Raw genomic sequence first — 26,351 nt, 5'->3', positions numbered from 1 at the left:
CGATCGCGGATATCCGCACGCGCTTCTCACGCCCGTTCACCACGCCTGAAATTCCGGTCCCGCCCGCCAGCGAATTCCGCTATTGAGGGACGCGGCAATCGTTCCGTCCTTTCCGCGAGCATTGGCGCGTTCGTCGACCCGTCTCGCCGGTGCGCAGGTTCAATGCAGCTCTACCTCCCGATCGCCGATCTTCCGGTCAACGTCTTCCTGGTGCTCGCCATGGGCGCGGCGGTCGGCTTCGTCTCCGGCATGTTCGGCATCGGCGGCGGCTTCCTGATGACGCCGCTCCTGATCTTCATCGGCATCACGCCGGCGGTCGCGGTGGCCTCCGTGGCAAGCCACATCGCGGCCTCCTCGTTTTCCGGCGCCCTCTCCTATTGGCGGCGGCGCGCGATCGATCCGGCGCTGGCGAGCGTCTTGTTGTGCGGCGGCGTGACCGGCACGACGCTCGGCGTATGGACCTTCACCCAGCTGCGCGCGCACGGCCAGCTCGACCTGATGATCGCGCTCTCCTACGTCGTGCTGCTCACCACGGTCGGCAGCCTGATGTTCTCGGAAGGATTGCGCGCCTTGATGCGGACCCGGCGCGGCGCGGTGCCGCCGCGGCGCACGCACAACTGGATCCACGGCTTGCCGCTGAAGATGCGGTTCAAGCGCTCGAAAATCTACCTCTCGGTGATCCCCGTGCTGATCGTCGGCACCATGATCGGCTTCATCGGCGCCATCATGGGCATCGGCGGCGGCTTCATCCTGGTGCCGATCATGATCTATCTCTTGAGGGTGCCGACCTCGACGGTGATCGGGACATCGATGGTCCTCACCCTCGTCACCATGCTGTTCGCGACCATGCTGCACGCGGCGACCAATCACCTGGTCGATGCCGTGCTGGCGCTGATCCTGATGGTCGGCGGCGTCACAGGCGCGCAGTTCGGCGCCCGTGCCGGTCAGAAGATCCGCGGCGAGCAGCTGCGGCTGCTGCTGGGCTTGCTCATCCTCTCGGTCGGCGTCCGCTTCGCGATCGAGCTGGTGATCCAGCCCTCGGATCTTTTCACCATCCGTGAGCTCGGAGTGAGCGGATGAAGCGCACACTTCTCGCCATGGTCCTTGTCCTGCTGCTCGGCGGCGCTGCACGGGCCGAGCGGCTGATCGTGTCAGTCTCGAACCACCGCGTCACGGTGACGCCGAACTATTCCGGCGAGGAGCTGGTGCTGTTCGGCTCGGTGGAGAAGGATGCGACGACGCCGGCGGACCGCACGGCCTACGATCTCGTCGTCACCGTGATGGGCCCGCGCGCCGAGATGGTGACGCGGCGGAAGGAGCGCACCTTCGGCATCTGGATCAACACCGACTACCGGCAGTTCCTGCAGGTGCCGAGCTATCTCGCGCTGTTCGCCAACCGCCCGTTCGACGCCATCACCTCGCCCGAGATCGCGCGGCGGCAGCAGATCGGGCTCAACAACGTGCTGCTGACCCAGCGGGTCAGCGGCGACTTTGCCGACGTGGTGCCGAACGATGCGTTCCGCTCGGCTTTCATTCGCCTGCGCACCCAGCGCGGGCTTTATCGCGAAGACGGAAGCGCGGTGACGTTCCTGACCCCGACGCTGTTCCGTACCGGCATTCCGCTGCCCGCGGAGGTGCCGATCGGCACCTATGAGGTCGAGATCAAGCTGTTCGCGAACGGTGCGTTCATCGGCAAGACCGAGACCGCGTTCGAGATCGTCAAGGTCGGCTTCGAGCAGTTCGTCGCCACCACCGCACGGCAGAACGGCCTGATCTACGGCCTCGCCACCGTGGCGATGGCGCTGATGACGGGGTGGATGGCCTCGATCGTGTTCAGGAAGGACTAGGCCGTGTGCTCGTAAGAGGAATGTCCCGAGGGCCGAACGGAAATTCTTGAACCGCCAGCGCATTACTGCTTGTGACCCCGGAGCGGACATTTTCGGAGTCACCTGCCGGCGCATGGGTTTGCATCCCGCGCAAAATTTCTCCGGAACCATTTCCATTCCGAACCATCCGATGGGGAGCACGGCAAATACCGACAAGGCCGCCCGGCACGCAGTGTGCGCACGGCCGCGGTTTCGACGGGACGATGCTGGTGCCGCAATGCCTCACGAAACCCGGTAAGGAGGTACAAATGGCAAGGGCTCGTTCGACTTCCATCAGCAGACGAAGCGTGGTCGCAGGCCTGGCGCTGACAGCCGCCCCCGTGGCCTTGGCTGGAGCCAATCAGGCGCATGCGCAGGCCCAGCAAACCGCTCCGGATCAAAGTCTGTATGAACGACTTGGCGGCGTTTTCGCCATTGCAGCGGTCGTGGATCACTTCAGCGACGCGGTCGTAAAGAACCCCATCGTCGGCCAGAAGTCCAAAAATCCGCAGTTGAGGGAATGGCACACCAAGAATCTGAAACGCTTGCCTGGCCTCAAGTTCATGCGAACACTTTGGGTCTGTGACGTTTCGGGCGGGCCGTTCCAGTTCAAGGCCACCAGGCCGGGGACGACGCCCCTTGGCCTTGAGGAGGCGCACCGGGCCTTGCTGATCTCTCCGGCGGAATTCGACGAGGTCGCAGCTGAACTCGGACGGACACTTGACTTCGCCAAGGTCCCGAAGCGCGAGAAGACCGAAGTACTGGCTGCGTTCGCCAGCCACAAAGATGAGGTCACCGCCGGTTACGTATCGAAAGCCAAGCGCGGTTGAAGCATCGCTATGAGGTCGTGATCAACGGCGTTCATCGGCAAGGCCGAGACGGCGAGCGCAGCGAAGCAATCCAGAGTCCCTCCGCGGAAAGATTCTGGGTTGCTTCGCTGCGCTCGCAACGACGATGTTGAGATAGCGGGGCCTCTATCTCGCTCACGACTTCGCCTTCGCCGGCCGCGTCACCAGGTAGATGCCGAGCGCGACCGGAATGATGCCGAGCAGGTCGCGCGCCTCGATGTGCTCGCCGAGCACGAGGAACGCGAACAGCATGCCGAGCGGCGGCATCAGAAAATGATAGGCGCTGGCGGCGGTGGCGCCACACGTCTTCAGGAGATGAAACCAGAGCCAGGAGGCGAGGATCGAGCCGCCGAGCACGAGGAAGGCGAAGGCGCCGATCAGGCCCGGCGTATAGTCGATGGCGTGGACATCGGCGAAAATCAGCGCGACTGGCGTCAGCGCGATGCCGGCAGCGAGGTTCTGCACGCCGTTGCCGATCCACAACGACCCCTTCGGCGCGAGTAGCTTGAACAGGATGGTCCCGGCGACGATGGAGGCGAGCGAGGCCAGCGTGAAGACGATCCCGTCCAGGCTGTCGGCGCCGACCGACAGGCGATGCCAGACGATTGCCGTCACACCGATGATCCCGAGCAAGAGGCCGCTCGCCTTGCGCCAGGTCATGCCTTCGCCGAGCAGCAGCGCGGCGAGCGCCGCCGTGAACACCGGATTGGCCGACACGATCAGGCCGCCAAGGCCTGCGGAGACCGATTGCAGGCCGGTGTAGCCGAGCCCGAGATAGAGAGCGTTGTTGGCGATGCCCAGCACTGCGAAGACCGCGGCGTCACGCCAGGTCAATGACCAGCCGTCGCCGCGGGCGAGCGTGGCGCCCAGGATCAGGATGCCCGCGAGCGAGAAGCGCGCGGCGAGCAGGATCAGCGGCGGGCAATGGGTGACGCCGATCTTGCCGGCGACGAAGGCGTAGCTCCAGAGCAGGCAGAACAGGCCGATCGCGAGCGGCAATGTGTTGAAGCGGCTGCGCGGGGCGGGAAGCGAGGTGGCGAGCGACATGAGGGCATTCTCGGATGTTTTTCTTCTGCCCTCGATCTAGGGAGGCCGCTTGTCATTTGGAAATTAAATGATTAACTGCAGTCCAGTGGATTTTTCAATGGAGGCGGCGATGCTGGATCTGGAGCTGCTGCGCAGCTTCGTCTCGGTGGTCGAGGCCGGCGGCTTCACCCGCGCCGGCGAACGGGTCCACCGCACGCAATCGACCGTCAGCCAGCAGATCAAGCGGCTGGAGGAGGATGTCGGTCAGGTGCTGCTGCACCGCGACGGCAAGGACGTGCGCCCGACCGAGGCCGGCGAGCGGCTGCTCTCCTATGCGCGGCGGTTGCTGTCGCTCGACGAGGAGGCGCGCGACGTATTGCGCCAGCCGGGCGGCGAAGGCGCGATCCGGCTCGGCATCCCCGAGGACTTTGCGGCCTACCGCTTGGCAAAACTGCTCGGCGCGTTCTCGCGATCGCATCCGGGGTTGCGGCTCGACGTGCGCGCCGACCAGAGCAAGCATCTCGCCCGCGATCTCGCGCGCGGTGAGCTCGACCTTGCGCTCTACAAGCGCGAGGCCGGGGCAAAGGACGCGATCGCGGTCTGGCCGGAGCGGGTGCACTGGGTCACCAGCAAGAGCCATCCGGTCGAGGTCGATGTGCCCTCGGTGCCGCTGATCGGCTTTCCGCTCGGCTGCATCTATCGCGCCGGCGCCATCCACGCGCTGGAAAGCGCGGGCCGCGCCTGGCACACCGCCTACACCTCGTCGAGCCTCGCCGGCATCCAGGCCGCGGTCGCCGCCGGCATGGGCTTGAGCATCCTGTCGGAGATGGCGATCCAGTCCGATCACCGCGTGCTGACGGCAAAGGATGGCTTTGCGCCGATCAACAAGACCGAGGTGGCGCTGATGGCTTCACCGGATGCGAGCCCGGCAACGCTGCGGCTTGCGGATCGTCTCGCGGAGTTTTGCGATGCGGTGCAGAGCAAGGCGGCTTGAGCTCGCCGGACCTCCGCTCAATTCGCAGCGGACATCAATTTGTCACCGCACGCGCTTGCGTAGAACTTGCCGCCGCATTGGCGCTTGATCGCAGTGCAGCGGGCTGCGGGCGACGCATTCTGCGGCACCGTGAAGCCGCAGCTGAGGCCGTCGGCGCTGCGACCGGTTTTGCCGGCGGCAAACGCCGCGCTGGTGGCGCTGATGCAGACGACGAGCAGGGCTGCAGTGGCGATTTCGATCAGCAGTCTCATGGTCGTCTCCTCCACACTGATGGCTGAATCTTTCGTAATCTAGCACCGAATCCGGCTTTCTCCGTGCTCCTCCGGGTTCCCAACTCGGCCCGTTCCTTGCATAATTTTGCGCCAGCGGCGTGCACGACCGCCGGGCGTCAGTTCCGGTGCAAGGGGCAGGACGCGTAGATTGGTGAGAGTACTTCGACCTAGGAAGTGACGGCTTTGCAGGATTCATCGTTCCAGCCCAGTTTTCCGGCCCCCGGGCAGCCCATCGACGAACTCGCGCTGGCCGAGATCAAGGGCGCAATCCTGGCAAAGCTGCGCCTTGCCATCGGCAAGGACGCTGGCATGGCGACCAGGCACGATTGGTATCAGGCCGCGGCGCTCGCACTGCGCGACCGCATCGTGCATCGCTGGCTCACGGCCGAGAAGCACAGCTACGACGCGGGCCGCAAGCGCGTCTATTATCTCTCGCTCGAATTCCTGATCGGCCGGCTCTTCACCGATGCGCTCAACAACATGGGCCTCCTGCAGATCTTCGAGGTCGCACTCGGCGATCTCGGCGTCTCGCTGCCGGAGCTGCGCAAATGCGAGCCGGATGCAGCGCTCGGCAATGGCGGCCTCGGCCGGCTCGCCGCCTGCTTCATGGAGAGCATGGCGACCCTGTCGATCCCCGCGATCGGCTACGGCATCCGCTACGATTACGGCCTGTTCCGCCAGATCATCAATCAGGGCTGGCAGCAGGAATATCCCGACGAATGGCTGAGCTTCGGCAATCCCTGGGAATTGCAGCGGCCCGAGGTGATCTACGACATCAATTTCGGCGGCGGCGTCGAGCATGTCGATGACAAGGGCCGCGACCGCGCGATCTGGCACGCGAGCGAGACCGTGCAGGCGATCGCCTATGACACGCCGATCGTCGGCTGGCGCGGCCAGCACGTCAACGCGCTGCGGCTGTGGTCGGCGCGCTCGCCCGATCCGCTGAAGCTCGATGCCTTCAACAAGGGCGATTACGTCAGCGCCAGCGCCGAGCAGGCGCGCGCGGAGGCGATCTGCAAATTCCTCTATCCGAACGACGAAAGCCCGGCGGGCCGCGAGCTGCGGCTGCGCCAGGAATATTTCTTCGTCTCGGCCTCGCTGCAGGATCTGGTCAAGCGGCATCTGTCGTCCGACGGCCAGCTGCGCAGCCTGTCGAACAAGGTCGCGGTGCAGCTCAACGACACCCATCCGAGCCTTGCCGTCACCGAGCTGATGCGCATCCTCGTCGACCTCCACAATTTCCGCTGGGACGAGGCCTGGAAGATCACCGTCGCCACCCTCTCCTACACCAACCACACGCTGCTGCCGGAGGCGCTGGAGACCTGGCCGGTCGAGCTGTTCGAGCGACTGTTGCCGCGGCATCTGGAAATCATCTACCGCATCAACGTGCAGCATCTGGCGCTCGCGGAAGCGCGCTGCCCCGGCGACATCGACTTCCGTGCCTCGGTCTCGCTGATCGACGAGAAGAGCGGCCGCCGCGTGCGCATGGGCCAGCTCGCCTTCGTCGGCTCGCACCGCATCAACGGCGTCTCGGCGATGCATTCGGACCTGATGCGCGAGACCGTGTTCCACGACCTCAACCATCTCTATCCCGGCCGCATCACCAACAAGACCAACGGCATCACCTTCCGCCGCTGGCTGATGCTGGCGAACCCGAAGCTGACCGATTTGTTGCGCGAGACCTGCGGCGAGGCCGTGCTCGACGATCCGACCCAGCTCTCGCTGATCGAGGCGCGCGCCAGCGATGTCGAGTTCCAGAAGAAATTCCGCAGCGTCAAGCACCACAACAAGGCCCAGCTCGCCCGCCTGATCGGCGAACGGCTCGGCATCAGGGTCGACCCGGGCGCATTGTTCGACGTGCAGATCAAGCGCATCCACGAATACAAGCGCCAGCTGCTCAACGTCATCGAGACGGTCGCGCTGTACCAGGCGATCAAGGACGAGCCCAACGGCAATTGGGTGCCGCGGGTGAAGATCTTCGCCGGCAAGGCGGCGGCGAGCTATCGCTATGCCAAGCTGATAATCAAGCTGATCAACGACGTCGCCGACATCGTCAACAACGATCCCGCGATCGGCGGCAAGCTCAAGGTCGTGTTCCTGCCCGACTACAATGTCAGCCTCGCCGAAGTAATCATTCCCGCCGCCGATCTGTCCGAGCAGATCTCCACCGCCGGCATGGAAGCTTCCGGCACCGGCAACATGAAGCTGGCGCTGAACGGCGCCATCACCATCGGCACGCTCGACGGCGCCAACATCGAGATCCGCGACCATGTCGGCGCGGAGAACATCGCGATCTTCGGCATGGAGGCAGGCGATGTCATGATCCGGCGCAAGCAGGGGCTGGATGCCTCCGACGTGATCCGCAGGTCACCAAAGCTGCAGCGCGCCATCAACGCGATCGGCGCCGGCGAGTTCTCGCCCGGCGATCCCGGCCGCTTCGAATCCATCGCGCATGCGCTGCGCTATCTCGACCATTACATGGTCAGCGCCGATTTCGATTCCTATTACGAGACGCAGCGCGCGGTCGATGCGCGCTGGCAGGTGGCGCCGGCCTGGACACGCGCCTCCATCCTCAACGTGGCGCGCATGGCCTGGTTCTCCTCGGACCGGACCATCCGCGAATATGCCGAGGAGATCTGGAACGTGCCGGTCAATCCGACCACGCCGCTGCTGCCGAATTTGCGCGACGCCGCGGGCTGATTTTCCGCGGCGTGGATTTCCATTACCAGCGACGTTATTGAACATGGCGGCGCCGACTGTCATATGATGACCGTCAGCGCACCGCTTGTCATTGCGAGGAGCGCAGCGACGAAGCAATCCAGACTGCATCCATAGAGACAGTCTGGATTGCTTCGCTGCGCTCGCAATGACGGCTGTGGAGGCATCGAGGACCCACAATGCACGCCAAGCTCCCGCACCCCTTCGACGAGGCCACGCGCGTCACCGCCGGTGACAGCAGCTGGCAGGGACACACCAGCGACGATTACTGGGCCTTTGTCGGCCCGTTCGGCGGCGCCACGGCCGCGACCATTTTGCGCGCGCTGATCGACCATCCCGAACGCGCCGGCGATCCGCTCGCCGTCACCGTCAATTATTGCGCGCCGATCGCCAAGGGCCCGTTCGACCTCGACGTGCGGCTGGTCAAAGCCAACCGCTCCAGCCAGCATTGGAGCGTCGAGCTCAGCCAGGGCGGCGGCGAGGTCGCAACGCTCGCCACCGCGGTGTTCGCCGAGCGGCGCCCGTCCTGGGAGCACCGGGTGGCGCAATATCCTGAAACAAAGCCGTTCGAACAGACGCTGCCGTTCCCAAAAATCTCGGCATCCTGGGCCAACCAATACGAATTCCGCTTCGTCGAGGGCGAGATGCGGATGGGCCCGCCGCAGGCCGAGCCCGCCAGCACCTATTCGAAAATCTGGATCAGCGACCGCACGCCGCGCAAGCTCGACATGCTGTCGCTGATGTCGATGTCCGACGCCTTCTTCGGCCGCATCTTCCACGCCCGGCGCGAGCTGGTGCCGTTCGGCACGGTGTCGCTGACGACGTATTTCCACACCGACGCCGAGGAGCTCGCGGCTGAAGACATCACGCGCGTGCTGGCGACGGCCGATTCCAAGATCATGCACAAGAGCTACGCCGACCAGAACGCCGAGCTGTGGTCGCCGAACGGCCGGCTGCTCGCGACCACGACGCAGATCGCGTATTTCAAGGCCTAGCTGCTTCCACGGACTCGTCATTGCGAGGAGCCCGCGACAAAATTGCGGAGCAATTTTGCGCTGGCGACGAAGCAGCCCAGACTGTCTCCGCGGAGGGATTTCTGGATTGCTTCGCTGCGCTCGCAATGACGGTGGAAAGATATGGGGCAAACAAAAAGGGCGGCCTTTCGGCCGCCCTTTTGCATTGAAGACCGAGCGCTTACTCCGCCGCGAGCTTCACATCCGGCGCGGCGGCGCGGACCTCGGCGTCGACCTGGGCTTCGAACTTGGCAAAATTCTTCTGGAACATGCCGACCAGCGCGCGGGCGGTCTTGTCGAACTCGTCCTTGTCCTTCCAGGTGTTGACCGGGTTGAGGATCTCGGCCGGCACGCCCGGCAGCGCGGTCGGGACCGCGAAGCCGAAATATTTGTCGGTGCGAAATTCGACGTTGCGCAGCGAGCCATCGAGCGCGGCGGTGAGCAGCGCGCGCGTCACCTTGATCGGCATGCGCGAGCCGACACCGTACTTGCCGCCGGTCCACCCCGTATTGACCAACCAGCAATCGACATTGTGCTGGGCAATGAGGTCGCGCAGCATGTTGCCATAGACGGATGGATCGAGCGGCAGGAAGGGCGAGCCGAAGCAGGTCGAGAATTCCGGCTGCGGCTCGTTGCCGAGACCGCGCTCGGTGCCGGCGACCTTGGCGGTGTAGCCGGACAGGAAGTGATACATCGCCTGCGCCGGCGAGAGCTTGGCGATCGGCGGCAGCACGCCGAAAGCGTCGGCAGCCAGCATCACCACGTTCTTCGGCTGCGGCGCGCGGCCGGTGCGCGACGCGTTCGGGATGAAGTCGAGCGGATAGGCCGAACGCGTATTCTCGGTCTTGGAGCCGTCGTCGAAATCGACGACGCGGGTGTCGTCGTCGAGCACGCAGTTCTCGAGCACCGCGCCGAAGCGAGTCGAGGCGGCATAGATCTCGGGCTCGGCTTCCTTCGAGAGCTTGATGCACTTGGCATAGCAGCCGCCTTCGAAATTGAAGACGCCGTTCGGGCCCCAGCCGTGCTCGTCGTCGCCGATCAGCGTGCGGTTGGGATCGGCCGACAGCGTCGTCTTGCCGGTGCCCGACAGGCCGAAGAAAATCGCGGTATCGCCCTTGGCGCCGACATTGGCCGAGCAGTGCATCGGCATCACGCCGCGCTCGGGCAGATAATAGTTCAGCGTCGTGAACACCGACTTCTTCATCTCGCCGGCATAATAAGACCCGCCGATCAGGACGATCTTGCGGGTGAAATCGATCGCGACGACGTTCTCCGAGCGGCAGCCGTGGCGTTTGGGATCGGCGCGGAAGCTCGGCATGTCGATGATGGTGAGCTCCGGCACGAAGGTCGACAGCTCGATCGCCTCGGGGCGGATCAGCAGCGTGCGGATGAAGAGCGAGTGCCAGGCAAGCTCGGTGAAGACGCGCGTCTTGATCCGGTAGGCCGGGTCGGCGCCGCCATAGAGGTCCTGCGCGAACAGGCGCTGGCCTTCGGCGTGCTTGAGGAAGTCCTGATAGAGCGTCTCGAACTGCTCTGCGGTGATCGACTGGTTGCCGGCCCACCACATCTTCTTGTCGGTGGCGGCGTCGCGCACCGTGAACTTGTCCTTCGGGCTGCGCCCGGTGAACTCGCCGGTGTCAGCGCAGAGTGCGCCATCGGCGGAGAGCACCGCCTCGCCCGCTGCGAGCGAGTATTGATAGAGTTGCGGCGCACCCAGGTTCCAGTGAACCTGCTTGAGATTCTTTAAGCCGAATTTGTCGGCGCCGAAGGCACCGTTGCGCACGCCCGTCTCTTGCACGAAAAAATCCTCCTAGAACTCGCGACACTCAGCGCGGCCAAGTCTGGCGCCGTCGCGATCACCGTGAATATGGGCCGTTCGGCCTCGGCTGAACGACGTAATACTGATGAACGCTGGCGTTGCCAAGCTGATCCCGCAGGATTTGGTTTATTCAAGGACCGCGCCAAACGTCGCGCATGTCAGCTCTGAATGGCTGCATCGAGAAAGTGCTGATGATCGCGCAACCAAATGCACGTTTGCGCGTTATGCCCGGTTATTGCGACGCACAATCGCGGCGCCGACGCCCTATCTTACCTCACCCTCGCCGATCAGCGCGAACGGCCCCCACATCGCGGGATAAGCGTTGCGTGGCGACGAGGCATCATCGAGATAGGCTAACATCGCGCGGCGCAAAGCTTCGGCACGACCGAGCTTCGGTTCGTTCTTGAGCAGCTCGAAGGTCGATGTGGTCAAGCGGGTCGCAGCCTCCGAATCCACGGCCCAATGCGACACCAAGAGCGCGCGGGCGCCTGCGTAGAAGAACGAGCGCGCCAATCCCGACAACGCTTCGGCACCGGGCTTGTCGCCCGCGATGGTGTTGCAGGCGGATAGCACAACCCAATCGGCATTGAGTTTGAGCTGGGCCACTTCGCTCGCGGTGAGAAGACCATCGTCGAGCTCCGTCGGCTGGTCGGGGATGGAGAGCGCAAGCGAGGGCTCCCCCAATCCCTTGACGTCGCCGGCAACGAGGCCGTGGGTGGCAAAGTAGATGATGCCGTATTGGGCAAGCGCTGCACGCTTGAGCGTCGTTTCGCTGGCGTCGCGGCCGAGATGGATATCGGCCTCTGCCGCGCCGACGTCCCTCGCCACCGCGCTCAATTCGTCGGCCGTATCGGGCAGTTGCGGCAGTGCCTGGGCCAGCCGCGCACGATCCACGCCTGCGCCGCGCCAGAAGTCGGCATAAGCGATCGTCGCAATGCTGCGTGCGGCGACCTTGCCGCTCGCGGCGCGCCGGTCGGCAGGCCCTTCGGCCGCAGGGTTGAACACGGGATCGCCGAAACCGGTCATCGGCTTGATGCTCTGATCCCTGCGGGCAAAAGCGCGCAGCGATTTCAGGCTGATCACCGACGGCAGCACCGAGACGGCCTGGCGCCGCAGCAGCCAGGCAGCACTGCGGTAGCCCTCGAGCCGGTCCGGGATCGCAGCCTGCGGCTTCTCCGTGACCAGCAGATGAAACGGCAATGCGGTCAGTGCCGCCGACGGCACCACCAGCAGGTTGCGCTTGTCCTTGGTCAGCGCCTCGACCGGGCCGAGCAGCGCGACATAGAGCTCGTTGGCGAGGGCGAGGTCGAACAATCCCGATTTGCCGGAGGCATCGCGCGCCTTGCCGACATCGAGCCCCCTGCGAAAGGCGGTGACTTTCTGCGTGATCGCGTCCGCTTCGAGCGGAATCTCCTTCCAGTCGACGCTCTCGCGCGTGATCGCGACGACATAGCTCCTTCTGTCGACGACGGAATAGACCACCATCGCCTCGTCGGAGGCCAGCAGCGGCTGGATGTCCTTCACGGTCAGCGGCAGCGGGTTGGAAAGCAAGGAATAGTCGGGAAACTCGACCGCGAGCGTCTTCTGCAATCCGTTGCGCGCGCTCGCGATCGCCGCGATCCGCGCGCGGCTGCGCTGCTCGGCCGCGACGTCACGCTGGGCCGATGGCTTCGACACCGCAGCGATGATCGCCTTGTCGAGCGCTTCGGACTCGGCCGCGAGATCCTGATCCTTGCGCACGAGCTCGGCGAGCCGGTCGCTGCCGGCGGCGAGCCGCACCGCGAGCTTGTTCACGGCGGAAGCAGCAGAGGATTGCGAGCCGCGCTGGATCACACCGAGGGCGTCGTCGAGCGCCTTCTCGCTCGCGAGCAGCGATTGCTGCCTCGCCGCGAACAGGATCGGCAACACGACACGCAGCTGCGCACGGTTGGCCGCGAGCGTCTTCTGCGCCAACGGCAAGGCGTCCGCCGTCCGTCCCGTCGCCTGCAGGAAATCGGCGAGATTGCTCGTCGAGGTCGCGACGTCGGGGTGATCGGGCCCGAGCGCACGCTCGCGGATCGCCAGCGCGCGGCGATACAGCGGCTCGGCATCGGCATAACGCTGCTGGTGCTGGTAGAGCCCGGCGAGATTGTTGAGCGAGCGCGCGACGTCGGGGTGGTCCGGCCCCAGCACCTTTTCACGGATTGCGAGCGAGCGATTGATCGGCGCTTCGGCATCGGCGTCGCGGTCGAGGTCGCGCTCGACCTGTCCGATGTTGTTCAGGACCGTGGCGACCGCGGGATGCTCGGGACCTGCGGCCTTCTGATAGATCGCGAGCGCACGCCGGAACAGCGGCTCGGCATCGGCAAAGCGCTCCTGCTTCACATAGAGCGTGGCGAGATTGTTGAGGGCCCGGCCGACATCTGGATGCTCGCGCGACAGGCTCTTTTCGCTGACGGCGAGCGCGCGCTTGAACAGCGGCTCGGCTTCAGTGAAGCGGCCCTGCCTCTGATACAGCGCGGCGAGATTGGTCAGTTCGGGCGAGATCAAGGCGGTGTCGAGGCCGAGCGACTTTTCCATCAGCGCGATCGCGCGCTTGTAGACCGGCTCGGCCAGATCGTCGCGGCCCTGCCCGGCATAGACCTGGCCGAGATTGTTGAGCGCCGCAGAGAGCTCGCGCCCGTCATTGCCCTTCTCCAGGCTCGCGACCATGGCCTGCGCCAGGGGCAGCGCTTCCGCATATTTGCCGGCCTGGTTGAGCGCGTTGATCCGCGCCCCCTGTGCGGCGAGGTCGCCCTTTTGGGCGAGGGCCGGGGTAGCCAGCAGGGTGGTGATGGCGAGCGCCAGACCCGCAGTCCATGCCAAACGTCGACGCGTCATGAGCCCTCTCGCTGCGTACCCGACAACCGTCACGGTCATGGGTCGCGGCGATCGGTAGCGGCGTTCAAGCGGTTGCGCCCTGGTCCATCCTCGTGCGCGCCTCGCCAGCGAGGCGGACCAGCATCTTGCGCAGGCCCGTGCCATCCGTCACCCGCTCCGGGAAGTCCAGCCGCAGCGCGGCTTGCCCGTCTTGCATGTCGAGGCCTTCAGGGTCACAGCCAGTACAGCGCCAGTCGCCCTCGGCGGCGCCGAGCAGCTTCGTTGCGTAGAGATTCAGGGCATCGCGATGGTCTGCGTTCATGTGCTCGACGGCGCTCGCCTCCGCCGCCAGCAGGTCCTCGGCGCCGGTAAGGTCGGTCAGGAATTGCTCGGGCTTGAGGTCGACGATCCGGCCGAAGCCGGCGACCAGATGGGTTCCCGTGGGCCGGATCCGGAAGAAGGAGAAATCCTTAAAGGAAACAAAGCCTTCTGCCGAGGGGTGGGCACTGAGATACCGTCGCTGGAGCAGATCCTTGTCGGAATCGGCCTCCTCGGCCCGGCCCGACAGCATGATCCGGGCGCCTTCCAGGGGATCGCCGGCCACGCGCTCGTCCAGCATCAGCGAGACCCTGCAGTCCGCGAGGATGTTCCTGGTATGCACGGCAAGGCGCGAGATCAACAGGATCGGCGAGCCGTCGGGATGACTGGCGAGATTGACCAGGGAACAATAGGGATCGCCGCTGCCGGTCATCAGCGTCGCCAAGGCCCCCTGCCGGGACCGCCTCAGCAGCGATCTGGCGAGCCTTGCGGGGTCGAAATCGGGGGTCGGTTGCATCGGCTTTCTCAGCTCAGGTGGTTGCAAGGTGGGCCTTTTTTCGGGTAAACGGGGGCCCGGTTATGGGTCGAGACGCGGCGAATCTGCCGTGTCTCGTGGAACTTGGTCACACTTCAGCCCAGCTTGCATTGCTCGGTGACAAGGTTCGAACGCCACTTCGGCACCCATGTATGCGGCGCATCACTGGATCGCTCGCCGTTTCAAGCCACGACCCAAACGGAAAGCAGAAAGCAGAGAGGCTCATGCCCACAATCGCTTTGGTCGACGACGACCGCAACATTCTCACATCCGTCTCGATCGCGCTGGAAGCCGAAGGCTACCGTATCATGACCTACACCGACGGTGCCTCCGCACTCGACGGTTTCCGGACCACCCAGCCCGATCTCGCCATCCTCGACATCAAGATGCCGCGCATGGACGGCATGGAGACGCTCCGCCGTCTCAGGCAGAAGTCCGACCTGCCGGTGATCTTCCTCACCTCCAAGGACGAGGAGATCGACGAGCTGTTCGGCCTCAAGATGGGCGCCGACGATTTCATCCGCAAACCGTTTTCGCAGCGTCTGCTGGTCGAGCGCGTCAAGGCGGTGCTGCGCCGCTCGGCGCCGAAGGACCCGACCGTCGCGCCGAAGGAGAACGACGCCAAGGCGCTCGACCGCGGCCTTCTGCGCATGGATCCGGAACGCCATACCTGCACCTGGAAGAACGAGCCGGTGACGCTCACCGTCACCGAATTCCTGATCCTGCAGGCGCTCGCGACCCGGCCCGGCGTGGTGAAGAGCCGCAACGCGCTGATGGACGCCGCCTACGACGACCAGGTCTATGTCGACGACCGCACCATCGACAGCCACATCAAGCGGCTGCGCAAGAAGTTCAAGGTGGTCGACAACGAGTTCGAGATGATCGAGACGCTCTACGGCGTCGGCTACCGTTTCAAGGAAGCCTGAGGCGCACCCTCCAGCGCGATCGAGAGCATCTCCGGTTCTCGTTCCATCGGGACGAGGATCGCTCTAGGATGCGGGGACCTTCGCACGGGCCGTCCTAACGCGGGCGTAAGCATTGCTTGACCGAACGCAGCCTGAGCCTAACCAGAGCGCCGGGGATCTCGCATCCGACGGCGTTCAGGAGCACGTTGCCGACGACAAGCCGCAAGGCTTCCGGCCGCTGAACTGGCTGAAACGCGCCGGGCAGTTCTTTTTCGCGCTGTCCTTCTCGAGCCTCACCCGCCGCATCGTTTCGCTCAACCTCGCCGGCCTCGTCGCGCTGGTGGCGAGCATCCTGTACCTGTCGCAATTCCGTGCCGGCCTGATCGACGCGCGCGCCCAGAGCCTCCTGGTCCAGGCCGAGATCATCGCCGGCGCGATCGCGGCCTCCGCCACGGTGCAGACCAACGCCATCACCATCGATCCCGACCGGCTGCTCGACCTCAAGCCGGGCGAGACCTATGGCGGCTCGGACGAGTATTCGCCGCTGGACTTCCCGATCAATCCGGAGCGCGTCGCGCCGGTGCTGCGCACCCTGATCTCGCCGACCAAGACGCGCGCCCGCATCTACGATCCCAACGGCAGCCTGCTGCTCGACAGCCGCAACCTCGAAAACGTGCTGCGCTTTCCGCTGCCGCCACCGGCCGAGCAACCCGGCATTATCGAGCGCGGCAAGGTCGCGGTGCGCACCTGGCTGAACCGCGGCGACCTGCCGCTCTATCGCGAGCTCGGGCCCGAGAACGGCAATGGCTATGCCGAAGTGGGCGACGCCCTGCAGGGCCAGAAGCGCTCGATGGTGCGGGTCAATGCACGCGGCGAGGTGATCGTCTCGGTCGCGGTCCCCGTGCTGCGCTCGCGCGCCATCCACGGCGCCTTGATGCTGTCGACGCAAGGCGACGACATCGACCAGATGGTCACCGCCGAGCGCCTCGCCATCCTGAAGGTCGGCGGTGTCGCCGCCGCCGTCATGATCATGCTGTCGCTCCTGCTGGCGAGCACGATCGCGGGTCCCGTGCGCCGGCTCGCCGACAGCGCCGAGCGCGTCCGCCGCCGCATCAAGGCCCGCATCGAAATCCCCGATTTCACCCGCCGCCGCGACGAGATCGGCCACCTCTCCGGCGCGCTGCGCGACATGACCAGCGCGCTCTACAGCCGCATCGAGGCGATCGAGATGTTCGCCGCCGACGTTGCCCATGAATTGAAGAACCCGCTGACCTCGCTGCGCTCGGCGGTCGAGACGCTGCCGCTGGCGCGCAACGAGAACAGCCGCGCGCGCCTGCTCGAGGTGATCGAGCACGACGTCAAGCGGCTCGACCGGCTGATCTCGGACATCTCCGACGCCAGCCGCCTCGATGCCGAGCTGCAGCGCCAGGATGCGATCCCGGTCGATTTGCGCCGCCTGCTGACCACGCTGGTGTCCGTCGCCAATGAAACCAAGCTCGGCCACGACGTCGCGGTCGAGACACGCTTCGAGGGCCGCAGCCCGACCGACACCTTTGCCGTGAGCGGCCACGATTCCCGGCTCGGGCAGGTCGTCTCCAACCTGCTCTCCAACGCGCAATCCTTCTCCGAACGCGGCAGCAAGGTGCGCCTCACCTGCCGGCGCGTGCGCTCCGAGATCGAGATCGTGGTCGACGACGACGGCCCCGGCATTCGCGAGGACGCGCTGGAGCGCATCTTCGAGCGCTTCTATACCGACCGTCCGCATCAGGGCTTCGGCCAGAATTCCGGCCTCGGCCTGTCGATCTCGAAGCAGATCGTCGACGCTCATGGCGGACGAATCTGGGCGGAGAACCGGCCTGGCCCGCCGGACGCCGACGGCACTCCGACAATTGCCGGCGCGCGCTTCGTGGTGAGGCTGCCGGCGCTATGAGTGACGGCGGACCCAGCGTTCACGCCTCCGCCGTCAAGGTCGGGACACTCGCCGTGCTGATCCGCGGGCCCTCGGGGTCCGGCAAGTCGCGGCTTGCCTTCGATCTGATCATGGCCGGACGCTCGGGCGTTGTGGAAAGCGCCGTTCTGGTCGGCGATGACCGTGTCCATCTGGCGACACTCGGCCACGAAATTGAGGTCCGCCCCGCGCCTCGCCTGGCCGGCCTGATCGAGATCCGGGGCCTCGGAATCCGCCGCTGCGACTTCGTGGAGCATGCGACCGTCGGTCTCGTGGTCGATCTGGCCGCCGCGGACGCCGAGCGGCTGCCGCCGGCCGAAGCCCTGAAAACCAGCATTTTTGGTGTCGAAATACCGCGGATCCCCGTTGCCCGCGACTATTCGCCCCTTCCTCTGGTTGTTGCGGCCTTGACCACTACCAAGAGTTCATCTTCCGTTAACCCTTCAGGCGATTGTTTGAAGGGAAATGGTAACCATATGAACCCCACTATCGCGACCGAATAGACCGGCGCAGCTCCCCTCATACATCCGTATAGATTCAGGGAGATACGCAACATCCCCTCTTGCGCGGGGGCTCTGGATGGTCAAAGTGGCGCGTTCGTGCGGTGCACCAAAAGCGCCCGCGAGGAGTTTTCCGATGATTGGTCTAGTACTTGTGACCCACGGGCGCCTTGCCGACGAATTCAAGGCGGCGCTTGAGCATGTCATGGGCCCACAAAAGCAAATCGAAGCGATCACGATCGGCGCCGAGGATGATTCCGATCTCTGCCGAAGCGACATCATCGAGGCGGTCAACCGCGTCGATTCCGGCGACGGCGTTGCGATCCTCACCGACATGTTCGGCGGCACGCCGTCGAACCTGGCAATATCCTGCATGAGCCGGCCCAAGGTCGAAGTGCTCGCGGGCATCAACCTGCCCATGCTGGTGAAGCTCGCCAAGGTGCGCGAGGAACGACCGCTGCCCGACGCGATCGCGATGGCGCAGGAAGCCGGCCGCAAATACGTCACCATCGCCAGCCGCGTGCTCGCCGGCAAATGAGCGAGGAGGCGCCACAAGCCGGGACTGGCGTGCCCGCGGGCGCGATCTCCAAGGATCTCCTGATCATCAACAAGCGCGGCCTGCATGCGCGCGCCTCGGCGAAGTTCGTCCAGGCGGTCGAGCGCTTCGACGCGCAAGTGTGGGTGACGCGCGGCGGCGAGACCGTCGGCGGCACCTCGATCATGGGCCTGATGATGCTCGCCGCGGGTCCCGGCACGACCATCACGGTGGCGGCGGCAGGGACTGACGCCGAAGCCGCGCTCGCGGCGATCACGGAGCTCGTGGAGAGCAAGTTCAACGAGGAAGGGGTCTGAGCACGCGCTCGGCACCGAAGGGTGGGCAAAGCGAAGCGTGCCCACCACACTCATGATGATCGAAAGTTCGTGGGCACGGCGCTTCGCGCCTTTGCCCACCCTACCGCAGCTCGGCTACTTCCCCGGCGGGGCGATGTAGACATTCCAGCTCATCGATGGGCCGGCCTTGCCGCTCGTGAAGCGGCGCGTGCTCATCACCATGCGCTCGGCATTCGGCGCAACCTCCGACACCCATTTCTCGAATCCAGGCAGGCGGCCATCGGTCGGATCGAACACGCCGATGAAGCCGTATCGCTTGACGTCGTCGAGCGACGTCAGACCCGAGCTCCACGGCTCGTTCGGCGTGAACGCTGCAGGGTGATCCGGGCTGTAGAACACCATCGGCTGGATCGACTCCATGGTGCCGGCAACGACCGCCCAGCGCGAGGCAAAGCGCATGTGCCATTCCTGAGTCAGCTTGCGCGCCAGTTCCGAGCGCGCGCCGTAGGTTGCGGTGTTGCCGGCATTCGCCTCCATCTCGCGCGCGGCGATGAGGGGCGAGGCCGCAAGCGTCGCAGCGCTGAGCACGAGCCAGATCGCTGCGATGTTGAACAGTGCGGCGCTCTGCACGCGCAGCGTCGGGATCGCGACCAGCGCGAGCGGGACCAGGAAGAACAGCGAGATGCCCCAATCGGTCTTCATGTAGATGCTGAACACCCGCGCGCCGAGCGGCGGGCCGAAGGCGACGATGAGCTGGATGATCCAGACGTTCAGCGCCTGCGAGACATTGACGCCCGCATTGGCGCCGCGCGACCAGGCGCGCGTGACGATGCGCAAGGGCGCCCCCAGCAGCAATTTGACCCAAGGCGGCACCAGCGCCATGGCGAGTGCCGCGAGCGCCACCGGCAAGGCCAGCAGCGCGAAATTGTGCAGCACATAGCCCGCGACGAGCTGATGCACCTGGCTCTTGTCCTGCAGGCTGTAGGTGTCGCCGGCATAGGTCAGCGGCACGAAATGCGCATCCGCCAGCCAGACGATGTGCGGGATCATCGCCGCCACCATCGTGGCGATCGCGACCCACGGCGCGGGCGACGACAGGAAGCGCAACCGGTTGGGATGGATCAGCGCGGCGAGCCCGATCGCGCCGATCATGGTCAGCACCCAATATTTGGTCATCAGCGCCAGCGCGCCGGCAAGCCCGAGCAGGATTCCGGATTGCCAGCTCCGCTTCTCGAATGCGTTGAGATAAGCGAGCACCAGGAGCGGCAGCGTGACGAGCTGGAGCAGGTCCGGGTTGTACTTGAAGCCCTTGAAATTGAAGATCGGGTAGAGCGCGATCATCACCGCGACCAGGAACGCGCGGCGCGCATCGACCACGCGCAAGGCGATCAGCCAGCAGAGCACCATGCCGATGCTCACCGTTGCCATCGCCAGCGCATAGGTCGCCCAATCCGCCGCCGGGAACACCGCGAACCAGAGGCCGGCCACCCAGCCCGACAGCGGCGGGTGCTTGCCATAGCCCCAGAGGAATTTCTGGCCCCAGCCCCAGGCTTCTGCGACGTCCATGTGAACGTCCTGCGCCGCCTTCAGATTGATCAGGATGAAGGTCCAGAGCACCGCATGCAGGAGGGCGAATTGGATCACCAGCCACAGGCGCGCCTCGGGGCGGACCGCGCAGGCAACCAGGAAGGCCCGGAAGCGGTTGTAACTCAAGCGGGTCTTTGCCCGCGTTCTGGAGGAGGGAAGAGAGGTCGTGGACATGGGCCGTGCGTAGCGCGTTTTGGCCGCTCATGGAATCAGCTTGGCGTGAACAAAGGCCCTGAAAATACAGCAATATGGTTGCCGCACGGGGATGTGAGTGGTATCCCGCGCCCATGACGACCGTCCCCATTTCCAACATCCGCAATTTCTCCATCGTCGCCCATATCGACCATGGAAAATCGACGCTGGCCGACCGCCTGATCCAGATGACCGGCGGCCTTTCCGACCGCGAAATGGCGGGCAAGGAGCAGGTGCTCGATTCCATGGACATCGAGCGCGAGCGCGGCATCACCATCAAGGCGCAGACGGTGCGCCTCGCCTACCGCGCCAAGGACGGCAAGGATTACATCTTCAACCTGATGGACACGCCCGGCCATGTCGACTTCGCCTACGAGGTCTCGCGGTCGCTGGCGGCCTGCGAAGGTTCCCTCCTCGTGGTCGACGCCAGCCAGGGCGTCGAGGCGCAGACGCTCGCCAACGTCTATCAGGCGCTCGACAACAATCACGAGATCGTCCCGGTCCTGAACAAGGTCGACCTGCCTGCCGCCGAGCCCGAGAAGGTCAAGCAGCAGATCGAGGACGTCATCGGCATCGACGCCTCGGATGCGGTGATGATCTCGGCCAAGACCGGCCTCGGCGTCCCCGACGTGCTGGAAGCCATCGTCACCCGCCTGCCGCCGCCGAAGGGCGACCGCGACGCCACGCTGAAGGCGCTGCTGGTCGACAGCTGGTACGACGTCTATCTCGGCGTCGTCGTGCTGGTGCGCATCGTCGACGGCAGCATGAAGAAGGGCCAGCGCGTGCGCATGATGGGCACCGGCGCCGCCTATGACGTCGAGCGCGTCGGCTTCTTCACGCCGAAGATGCAGCAGGTCGAGGAGCTCGGCCCCGGCGAGATCGGCTTCATCACCGCCGCGATCAAGGAAGTCGCCGACACCCGCGTCGGCGACACCATCACCGACGACAGGAAGCCGGTCGCCGAGATGCTGCCGGGCTTCAAGCCGGCGATCCCCGTGGTGTTCTGCGGCCTGTTCCCGGTCGACGCCGACGACTTCGAGACGCTGCGCGCCGCGATGGGCAAACTGCGCCTCAACGACGCCAGCTTTTCCTTCGAGATGGAGACGTCAGCTGCGCTCGGCTTCGGCTTCCGCTGCGGCTTCCTGGGGCTTCTTCACCTCGAGATCATCCAGGAGCGGCTGTCGCGCGAATTCGATCTCAACCTGATCGCGACCGCGCCGAGCGTCATCTACAAGATGAAGCTCACCGACGGCCAGGAGATCGAGATCCACAATCCCGTCGACATGCCCGACGTGGTCAAGATCGCCGAGATCGACGAGCCCTGGATCGAGGCGACGATCCTGACGCCCGACGAATATCTCGGCAGCGTCCTGAAGCTGTGCCAGGACCGCCGCGGCGCGCAGAAGGAGCTCACTTACGTCGGCTCCCGCGCCATGGTGAAATACGACCTGCCGCTCAACGAAGTCGTGTTCGACTTCTACGACCGCCTGAAGTCGGTGTCGAAAGGCTACGCCTCGTTCGACTATCACCTGACCGACTACAAGCCGGCCGACCTCGTCAAGATGCAGATCCTGGTCAATGCCGAGCCGGTCGATGCGCTCTCGATGCTGGTCCACCGCACTCGCGCCGAAGGGCGCGGCCGCGCCATGGTCGAGAAGATGAAGGAGCTGATCCCGCCGCACATGTTCCAGATCCCGATCCAGGCGGCGATCGGCGGCAAGGTGATCGCGCGCGAGACGGTGCGCGCGCTGCGCAAGGACGTCACCGCAAAATGCTACGGCGGCGACATCACGCGTAAGCGCAAGCTTCTGGAGAAGCAGAAGGAAGGCAAGAAGAAGATGCGGCAGTTCGGCAAGGTCGACATCCCGCAGGAGGCCTTCATCGCCGCGCTGAAGGTGGACAGCTGAGGCGACGCTCGGGACGGGCCGGCGCGGTCGCCGAGGCCGGCAAACAGGCGGCAAACAAAAAAGCGCGAAAACAACCCCATGCACAGTAGCCGCCCCCTTGGCGGCACTGTGCTTTTTTCGATTTTACGAAGTCGGCTTGCTCCGTCGGGCAAAACAGGGGTATGGTGGCATCATCGCAGCAGGCCGGATGAGCCAGCACGATCGTCCATCTGCATTTTTTAAAGTACCGATCATTGCATTCATGAACGGAGCTGTCATGCAGCGACGCGAGCTTCTCGCACTGATCGGTGCCGCGGCGGCCTGGTCACCCCTTGCTCGCGCGCAACAGCCAAAGAAAGTCCCCCATATTGTCTTCTTGACCACCGGCTCGATCGAGCAAACCCGCACTTCGGTGGCTGCCTTTCAGCAAGGACTACGCGAACGCGGTTATATCGACGGCGAGAATATCATGGTAGAGCTTCGAGCAGCCGATTCAAAGGTCGAACAACTCCCGGCATTGGCGAGTGACCTCGTCCGTCTGAATCCTGCTCTTATAGTTGCAGCGAATTCGCTTGCTGCGCGGGCCGTGCAGCAAGCCACCAAATCGATTCCTGTTGTTGTGCCAGTTATGGGCGACCCAATCGAAGACGGACTCGTTGCCAGCATCGCCCGACCAGGAGGTAACATCACCGGACTGACCTTCATCGGCCCGCAGCTTGTTCCCAAGCGGCTTGCGCAATTGAAGGAAGCTTTGCCCAAGGCGTCTCGGATAGCAGCGATTTGGCACCCGGCTGCATACGGCAAGTCTACAATTCAAGGCATGATCAGCGGTGCGGAGTCAGCATCAAAAACCGTAGGCGTTCATTTGCAACTCATTGCTGTCCAAGATCCTGACGGGCTGGGCGAGGCGTTTTCCGCGCATGCGGGCGCGCGCGCCGATGCATTCTTCCTATTTCCCAGCCCGCTGTTCTTCATTGCACGCAAGCGCATCGTCGAGCTCGCCGCAGAACATCGGCTGCCGCTTTTTGCCATTGGCAAGGAATTTGTTCAACTCGGTGCGCTACTGTCCTACGGAGCGGATATCATCGACTTGAACCGGCTATGCACTGAATACGTCGATAAGATCCTCAAGGGTGCCAAGCCCGGGGATCTGCCGGTCGAGCAACCGACCAAGTATGAACTGTTCATCAACCTCAAGACTGCAAAGACACTCGGGATCGAAGTTCCTGCTACATTGCTGGCCCGCGCGGACGGGGTGATAGAATGATCGACTGATGCAAGTCGATGCATGCAAGCCCGCGGACGGCCGGTCTTTTCGTCCCGTTCCCGACGTGTTGACCAAGGCCGCGTGAGGTCGGTTTCGTCAAGCGCGATCGGTTCGTAGGGTGGGCAAAGCGAAGCGTGCCCACCACCTGTCGGGGATCACGAAGAGATGGTGGGCACGGCGCTCCGCGCCTTTGCCCACCCTACGAAAGCCGTGCTCGCGTAGGCTCACCTCACGGCATCTTCTTCTTCGCCTCGACGTAGCGTGCAAAATTGTCGAGGATCGCCTGCCAGCCACTCCGCTGCTGCTCCTCCGAGTGCGTGGTCTCGGCGTCGAAGACGACGCGGACGACAACGCCTTTTGCGCCGGGCACGAACTCAACCTCGGCCTTGCGATCACCGAACGCGTATTCGATCCGCTTGTGCTCGACAATCCTGGTGTAGGTGCCGGCGAAGTCGAAGCCCATGCTGCCGTCCTTGGCTTCCATCCGCGACGAGAAGTCGCCGCCCTCCCGCAGGTCGACCGTCGCCTTTGTCGTATGCCAGTCGTCGGACGGCGAATTCCATTTCACGATGTCGGCAGGCGTCGTATAGGCCTGCCAGACCTGATCAATGGGGGCTGCGACGCTGGTTTCGACGGTGATCCTCATGGGTATTGCTCCAGTTTTCGACTTTGACGGCTCGAGTTGACGAAATCACGTCGCGTGTGCCGGGTCATCTCCGGCATGTCCGGGGCGTGTCCACCCAAGGACGATCGAGACCAGCCCATGCCGACATGGTCCGGCCGTCAATTCGCTAAGAAAGTTAGAACCAACCAAATTGTGTGCTGTGGGGAAGATGGCAGACGCGTCGCTCGACCACCCTGCGCGCTCTTCAGATCGGCCTTGTCTTCCCTCGAATGGCCATCGCCCGTTTCAGGGCCTGCTCGGCATCGGCGTGGCGACCTTGATTGTCGTAGAGGCTGGCGAGGTTGTCGAGGACGCCAGCAAGATCCGGATGATCAGGGCCGAAGGTTTTCTCGAAAATGGCCACCGACTGCTTGAACAGCCGCTCGGCCTCGGCGTTGCGTCCCTGACGCCCGTAGAGCGCACCGAGATTGTTCAGCGCTTGCGCGATGTCGGGATGATCAGGGCCGTACGCCTTCTCGGTCACGGCCATCGCCCGCTGCAGCAGCCGCTCGGCATCGGCGTAGCGATGCTGCTGGGTGTAGGTGTCGGCCAAATTGTTCATCAGCACCGTCGCTTCGGGGTCGTCGGGGCCGAGCGCTTTCTGCAGCACGGCGAGGCCCCGCTCGAACAGCGGCTCGGCCTGATCGTATCGGCCCTGGCTGCTGTAGACGGCGCCGAGATTGCACAGCGGCAACACGATCGACGGATCGTCGGAATCGAGCACTTTCTCGCCGATGGCGATCGATCGCTTCAGGAGCGGCTCCGCTTCCGCGTAGCGTCTTTCCGCGCGGTAGAGATCGCCGAGATTGTTCAGCACCATTGCGACTTCCGCGTGATCCGGACCGAGCGTCTTCTCGCGGATGGCCAGCGCGCGCTTGTACAGCGGCTCGGCAACGGCGTATTCGCCGAGATTGTGATGGATCGTACCGAGGTCGCTCAGCGGCATCGCGACGCGCGCATCGTCAGGGCCGAACTCCTTCTCGTGAAGGGAGAGAGACTTCTGAGCCAACGGCAAGGCTTCCATGTATTTCCCGGCCCGATAAAATTCCTTCATCTGCCGCGTCAGCGCGTCCGTCTCGTCCTCTTCGGCATGTGATGGCACGCCGAACGGAAGGATCAAGGCAAGCGCCGTGACTGCAACACGGATCGATGCTTTCAGCGCCTTCATCGCGCCTTCCCTCGTCGCATCCTGCGCTGCTCCTCAGATCGGCCTTGTCTTGCCCCGGATGGCCATCGACCGTTTCAGGACCTGCTGGGCATCGGCATAGCGGCCTTGATACTTGTAGAGACCGGCGAGGTTATCCAGAACGCCGGCGAGATCCGGATGGTTGGGGCCGAGGGTTTTCTCGAAGGTGGCCACCGACCGCTTGAACAGCTGCTCGGCCTCCGCGTTACGGCCCTGACGCCCATAGAGTGCAGCCAGATTGTTCTGCGCCTGCGCGATGTCGGGATGATCGGGGCCGAACGCCTTCTCGGTCACCGCCATCGACCGCTTCAGCAGCCGCTCGGCATCGGCATAGCGATGCCGATTGATATAGGCGTCGGCCAAATTGTTCATCAGCACCGTCGCTTCGGGATCGTCGGGGCCAAGCGCTTTCTGCAGCACGGCAAGGCCTCGCTTGAACAGCGGTATAGCCTGATCGTACCGGCCCTGATGGCTGTAGACCGCGCCGAGATTGCTCAACGCCGGCACGATCGACGGATTGTCGCTCCTCTCGTTGATGGCGATCGAGCGCTTGAGTAGCGGCTCCGCTTCCGCGTAACGCTCTTCCGCGCGATAGAGATCGCCGAGATTGTTCAGCACCATTGCGACCTCAACATGATTCGGACCGAGTGTCTTCTCCCGGATGGCCAGCGCCCGCTTGTACAGCGGTTCAGCAACGGCATATTGGCCGAGATTGTAATGAATCGTACCGAGGTCGTTCAGCGGCATCGCGACGAGCGCACCATCGGGGCCGAACTCCTTCTCGCGGAGGGCCAGCGACTTCTGGGCCAACGGCAGTGCTTCCATGTACTTCCCGGCCCGATAAAGCTCCTTCATCTGCCGGGTCAGCGTGCCCGCCTCGTCCTCTTCGGCATAGGATGGCACGCCGAACGACAGGCTCAAGGCAAGCGCAGTAACTGCAACGCAGATCGATGCTTTCAGAGCCTTCATCACGCGTTCCTTGGTCGCGGTTCTCACCGACATACGCGACTTTGGTGCAGCCGGAAGGCGGAATGGTTCAAAGTCCTCGCCTGGGCGCCCCCGGCCAGGGGCACAAGAAAGATCGAGGTGTTGCCTCCCGCCAACCTCTGATCCAGGCGTGCTGCCGGCGACGCCTCGCT

Annotated in this window: 22 protein-coding genes; 13 read left to right on the top strand and 9 right to left on the bottom strand. The window is 64.4% G+C overall.

Annotated features, from left to right (window positions below):
- Positions 1-162 precede the first annotated feature (162 nt).
- From N2602_RS03830 to N2602_RS03820, 3 genes are all read left to right on the top strand, one after another.
- The gene (locus N2602_RS03830; protein WP_172786673.1) at positions 163-1,080 is read left to right on the top strand and encodes a sulfite exporter TauE/SafE family protein; all 918 of its coding nucleotides are present in this window, start codon (positions 163-165) and stop codon (positions 1,078-1,080) included.
- The gene (locus N2602_RS03825) at positions 1,077-1,847 is read left to right on the top strand and encodes a TIGR02186 family protein (RefSeq protein ID WP_212259447.1); all 771 of its coding nucleotides are present in this window, start codon (positions 1,077-1,079) and stop codon (positions 1,845-1,847) included. Before N2602_RS03830 ends, N2602_RS03825 begins: the two co-directional genes overlap by 4 nt.
- A gap of 287 nt (positions 1,848-2,134) precedes the next feature.
- Positions 2,135-2,695, top strand: a complete 561-nt coding sequence (locus N2602_RS03820) for a group 1 truncated hemoglobin (protein ID WP_260381814.1) — start codon at positions 2,135-2,137, stop codon at positions 2,693-2,695.
- 153 nt (positions 2,696-2,848) lie between these two features.
- Here N2602_RS03820 and N2602_RS03815 read toward each other — a convergent pair whose 3' ends face one another.
- Entirely contained in the window at positions 2,849-3,760 is a 912-nt protein-coding gene (locus tag N2602_RS03815; protein WP_172786670.1) for a DMT family transporter, read from the bottom strand.
- 109 nt (positions 3,761-3,869) lie between these two features.
- On the opposite strand from N2602_RS03815, the gene N2602_RS03810 reads away from it, so the two are divergent.
- Complete coding sequence (locus tag N2602_RS03810) at positions 3,870-4,733, top strand: LysR family transcriptional regulator (protein WP_260381813.1); 864 nt, start codon at positions 3,870-3,872, stop codon at positions 4,731-4,733.
- A 17-nt stretch (positions 4,734-4,750) separates the two neighbouring features.
- On the opposite strand, the gene N2602_RS03805 is transcribed toward N2602_RS03810, so the two are convergent.
- Positions 4,751-4,984: a hypothetical protein gene (locus N2602_RS03805; RefSeq protein WP_172786668.1), complete on the bottom strand. Its 234-nt coding sequence runs from the start codon at positions 4,982-4,984 to the stop codon at positions 4,751-4,753.
- 204 nt (positions 4,985-5,188) lie between these two features.
- On the opposite strand from N2602_RS03805, the gene N2602_RS03800 reads away from it, so the two are divergent.
- Together N2602_RS03800 and N2602_RS03795 are read left to right on the top strand one after the other, a co-directional pair.
- Complete coding sequence (locus N2602_RS03800; RefSeq protein WP_172786667.1) at positions 5,189-7,705, top strand: glycogen/starch/alpha-glucan phosphorylase; 2,517 nt, start codon at positions 5,189-5,191, stop codon at positions 7,703-7,705.
- Between the two features lie 197 nt (positions 7,706-7,902).
- Positions 7,903-8,718, top strand: a complete 816-nt coding sequence (locus N2602_RS03795) for an acyl-CoA thioesterase II (protein WP_212259441.1) — start codon at positions 7,903-7,905, stop codon at positions 8,716-8,718.
- Positions 8,719-8,917: 199 nt separating this feature from the next.
- On the opposite strand, the gene N2602_RS03790 is transcribed toward N2602_RS03795, so the two are convergent.
- The 3 genes from N2602_RS03790 to N2602_RS03780 form a co-directional block, all read right to left on the bottom strand.
- The gene (locus tag N2602_RS03790; protein WP_212259440.1) at positions 8,918-10,534 is read right to left on the bottom strand and encodes a phosphoenolpyruvate carboxykinase; all 1,617 of its coding nucleotides are present in this window, start codon (positions 10,532-10,534) and stop codon (positions 8,918-8,920) included.
- 285 nt (positions 10,535-10,819) lie between these two features.
- A complete protein-coding gene (locus N2602_RS03785) occupies positions 10,820-13,414 on the bottom strand; it encodes a CHAT domain-containing tetratricopeptide repeat protein (protein ID WP_260381812.1) in 2,595 nt (864 codons plus the stop codon).
- A gap of 64 nt (positions 13,415-13,478) precedes the next feature.
- Entirely contained in the window at positions 13,479-14,228 is a 750-nt protein-coding gene (locus tag N2602_RS03780; RefSeq protein WP_260381811.1) for a HugZ family protein, read from the bottom strand.
- Positions 14,229-14,470: 242 nt separating this feature from the next.
- Between N2602_RS03780 and N2602_RS03775 the strand changes: the two genes are divergently transcribed.
- The 5 genes from N2602_RS03775 to N2602_RS03755 all read left to right on the top strand — a co-directional run bounded on the left by N2602_RS03775 (position 14,471) and on the right by N2602_RS03755 (position 18,451).
- Entirely contained in the window at positions 14,471-15,172 is a 702-nt protein-coding gene (locus N2602_RS03775; RefSeq protein ID WP_008542552.1) for a response regulator transcription factor, read from the top strand.
- 112 nt (positions 15,173-15,284) lie between these two features.
- The gene (locus tag N2602_RS03770) at positions 15,285-17,081 is read left to right on the top strand and encodes a sensor histidine kinase (protein ID WP_172786662.1); all 1,797 of its coding nucleotides are present in this window, start codon (positions 15,285-15,287) and stop codon (positions 17,079-17,081) included.
- On the top strand, positions 17,078-17,602 hold the full coding sequence (locus N2602_RS03765; RefSeq protein WP_172786661.1) for an HPr kinase/phosphorylase: 525 nt from the start codon (positions 17,078-17,080) through the stop codon (positions 17,600-17,602). Before N2602_RS03770 ends, N2602_RS03765 begins: the two co-directional genes overlap by 4 nt.
- A gap of 133 nt (positions 17,603-17,735) precedes the next feature.
- Complete coding sequence (locus tag N2602_RS03760; protein ID WP_007597752.1) at positions 17,736-18,137, top strand: PTS sugar transporter subunit IIA; 402 nt, start codon at positions 17,736-17,738, stop codon at positions 18,135-18,137.
- Positions 18,134-18,451: an HPr family phosphocarrier protein gene (locus tag N2602_RS03755; protein ID WP_025032552.1), complete on the top strand. Its 318-nt coding sequence runs from the start codon at positions 18,134-18,136 to the stop codon at positions 18,449-18,451. The genes N2602_RS03760 and N2602_RS03755 overlap by 4 nt, the downstream gene beginning before the upstream one ends.
- Before the next feature lie 114 nt (positions 18,452-18,565).
- Here N2602_RS03755 and N2602_RS03750 read toward each other — a convergent pair whose 3' ends face one another.
- The gene (locus tag N2602_RS03750) at positions 18,566-20,191 is read right to left on the bottom strand and encodes a glycosyltransferase family 39 protein (RefSeq protein ID WP_260381810.1); all 1,626 of its coding nucleotides are present in this window, start codon (positions 20,189-20,191) and stop codon (positions 18,566-18,568) included.
- A 113-nt stretch (positions 20,192-20,304) separates the two neighbouring features.
- Here N2602_RS03750 and lepA point away from each other — a divergent pair, with 113 nt between their 5' ends.
- Complete coding sequence (gene lepA, locus N2602_RS03745; protein WP_212259436.1) at positions 20,305-22,116, top strand: translation elongation factor 4; 1,812 nt, start codon at positions 20,305-20,307, stop codon at positions 22,114-22,116.
- 187 nt (positions 22,117-22,303) lie between these two features.
- Positions 22,304-23,362 (top strand): ABC transporter substrate-binding protein, encoded by a 1,059-nt coding sequence (locus N2602_RS03740; RefSeq protein WP_260381809.1) that lies wholly within the window; start codon positions 22,304-22,306, stop codon positions 23,360-23,362.
- A gap of 229 nt (positions 23,363-23,591) precedes the next feature.
- Here N2602_RS03740 and N2602_RS03735 read toward each other — a convergent pair whose 3' ends face one another.
- From N2602_RS03735 to N2602_RS03725, 3 genes are all read right to left on the bottom strand, one after another.
- Positions 23,592-24,008, bottom strand: a complete 417-nt coding sequence (locus N2602_RS03735) for an SRPBCC family protein (RefSeq protein WP_260381808.1) — start codon at positions 24,006-24,008, stop codon at positions 23,592-23,594.
- A gap of 223 nt (positions 24,009-24,231) precedes the next feature.
- Positions 24,232-25,194 carry a tetratricopeptide repeat protein gene (locus tag N2602_RS03730; protein ID WP_260381807.1) on the bottom strand — a complete coding sequence of 321 codons (963 nt, stop codon included), beginning with the start codon at positions 25,192-25,194 and terminating at the stop codon, positions 24,232-24,234.
- 33 nt (positions 25,195-25,227) lie between these two features.
- Complete coding sequence (locus N2602_RS03725) at positions 25,228-26,181, bottom strand: tetratricopeptide repeat protein (RefSeq protein ID WP_172786655.1); 954 nt, start codon at positions 26,179-26,181, stop codon at positions 25,228-25,230.
- Positions 26,182-26,351: the final 170 nt, after the last annotated feature.

This window comes from Bradyrhizobium sp. NC92, from assembly GCF_025200865.1.
Taxonomy (GTDB): domain Bacteria; phylum Pseudomonadota; class Alphaproteobacteria; order Rhizobiales; family Xanthobacteraceae; genus Bradyrhizobium.
The sequence above is the reverse complement of the archived record's forward strand: the minus strand, read 5'-3'. Positions and strand labels throughout refer to the sequence as shown.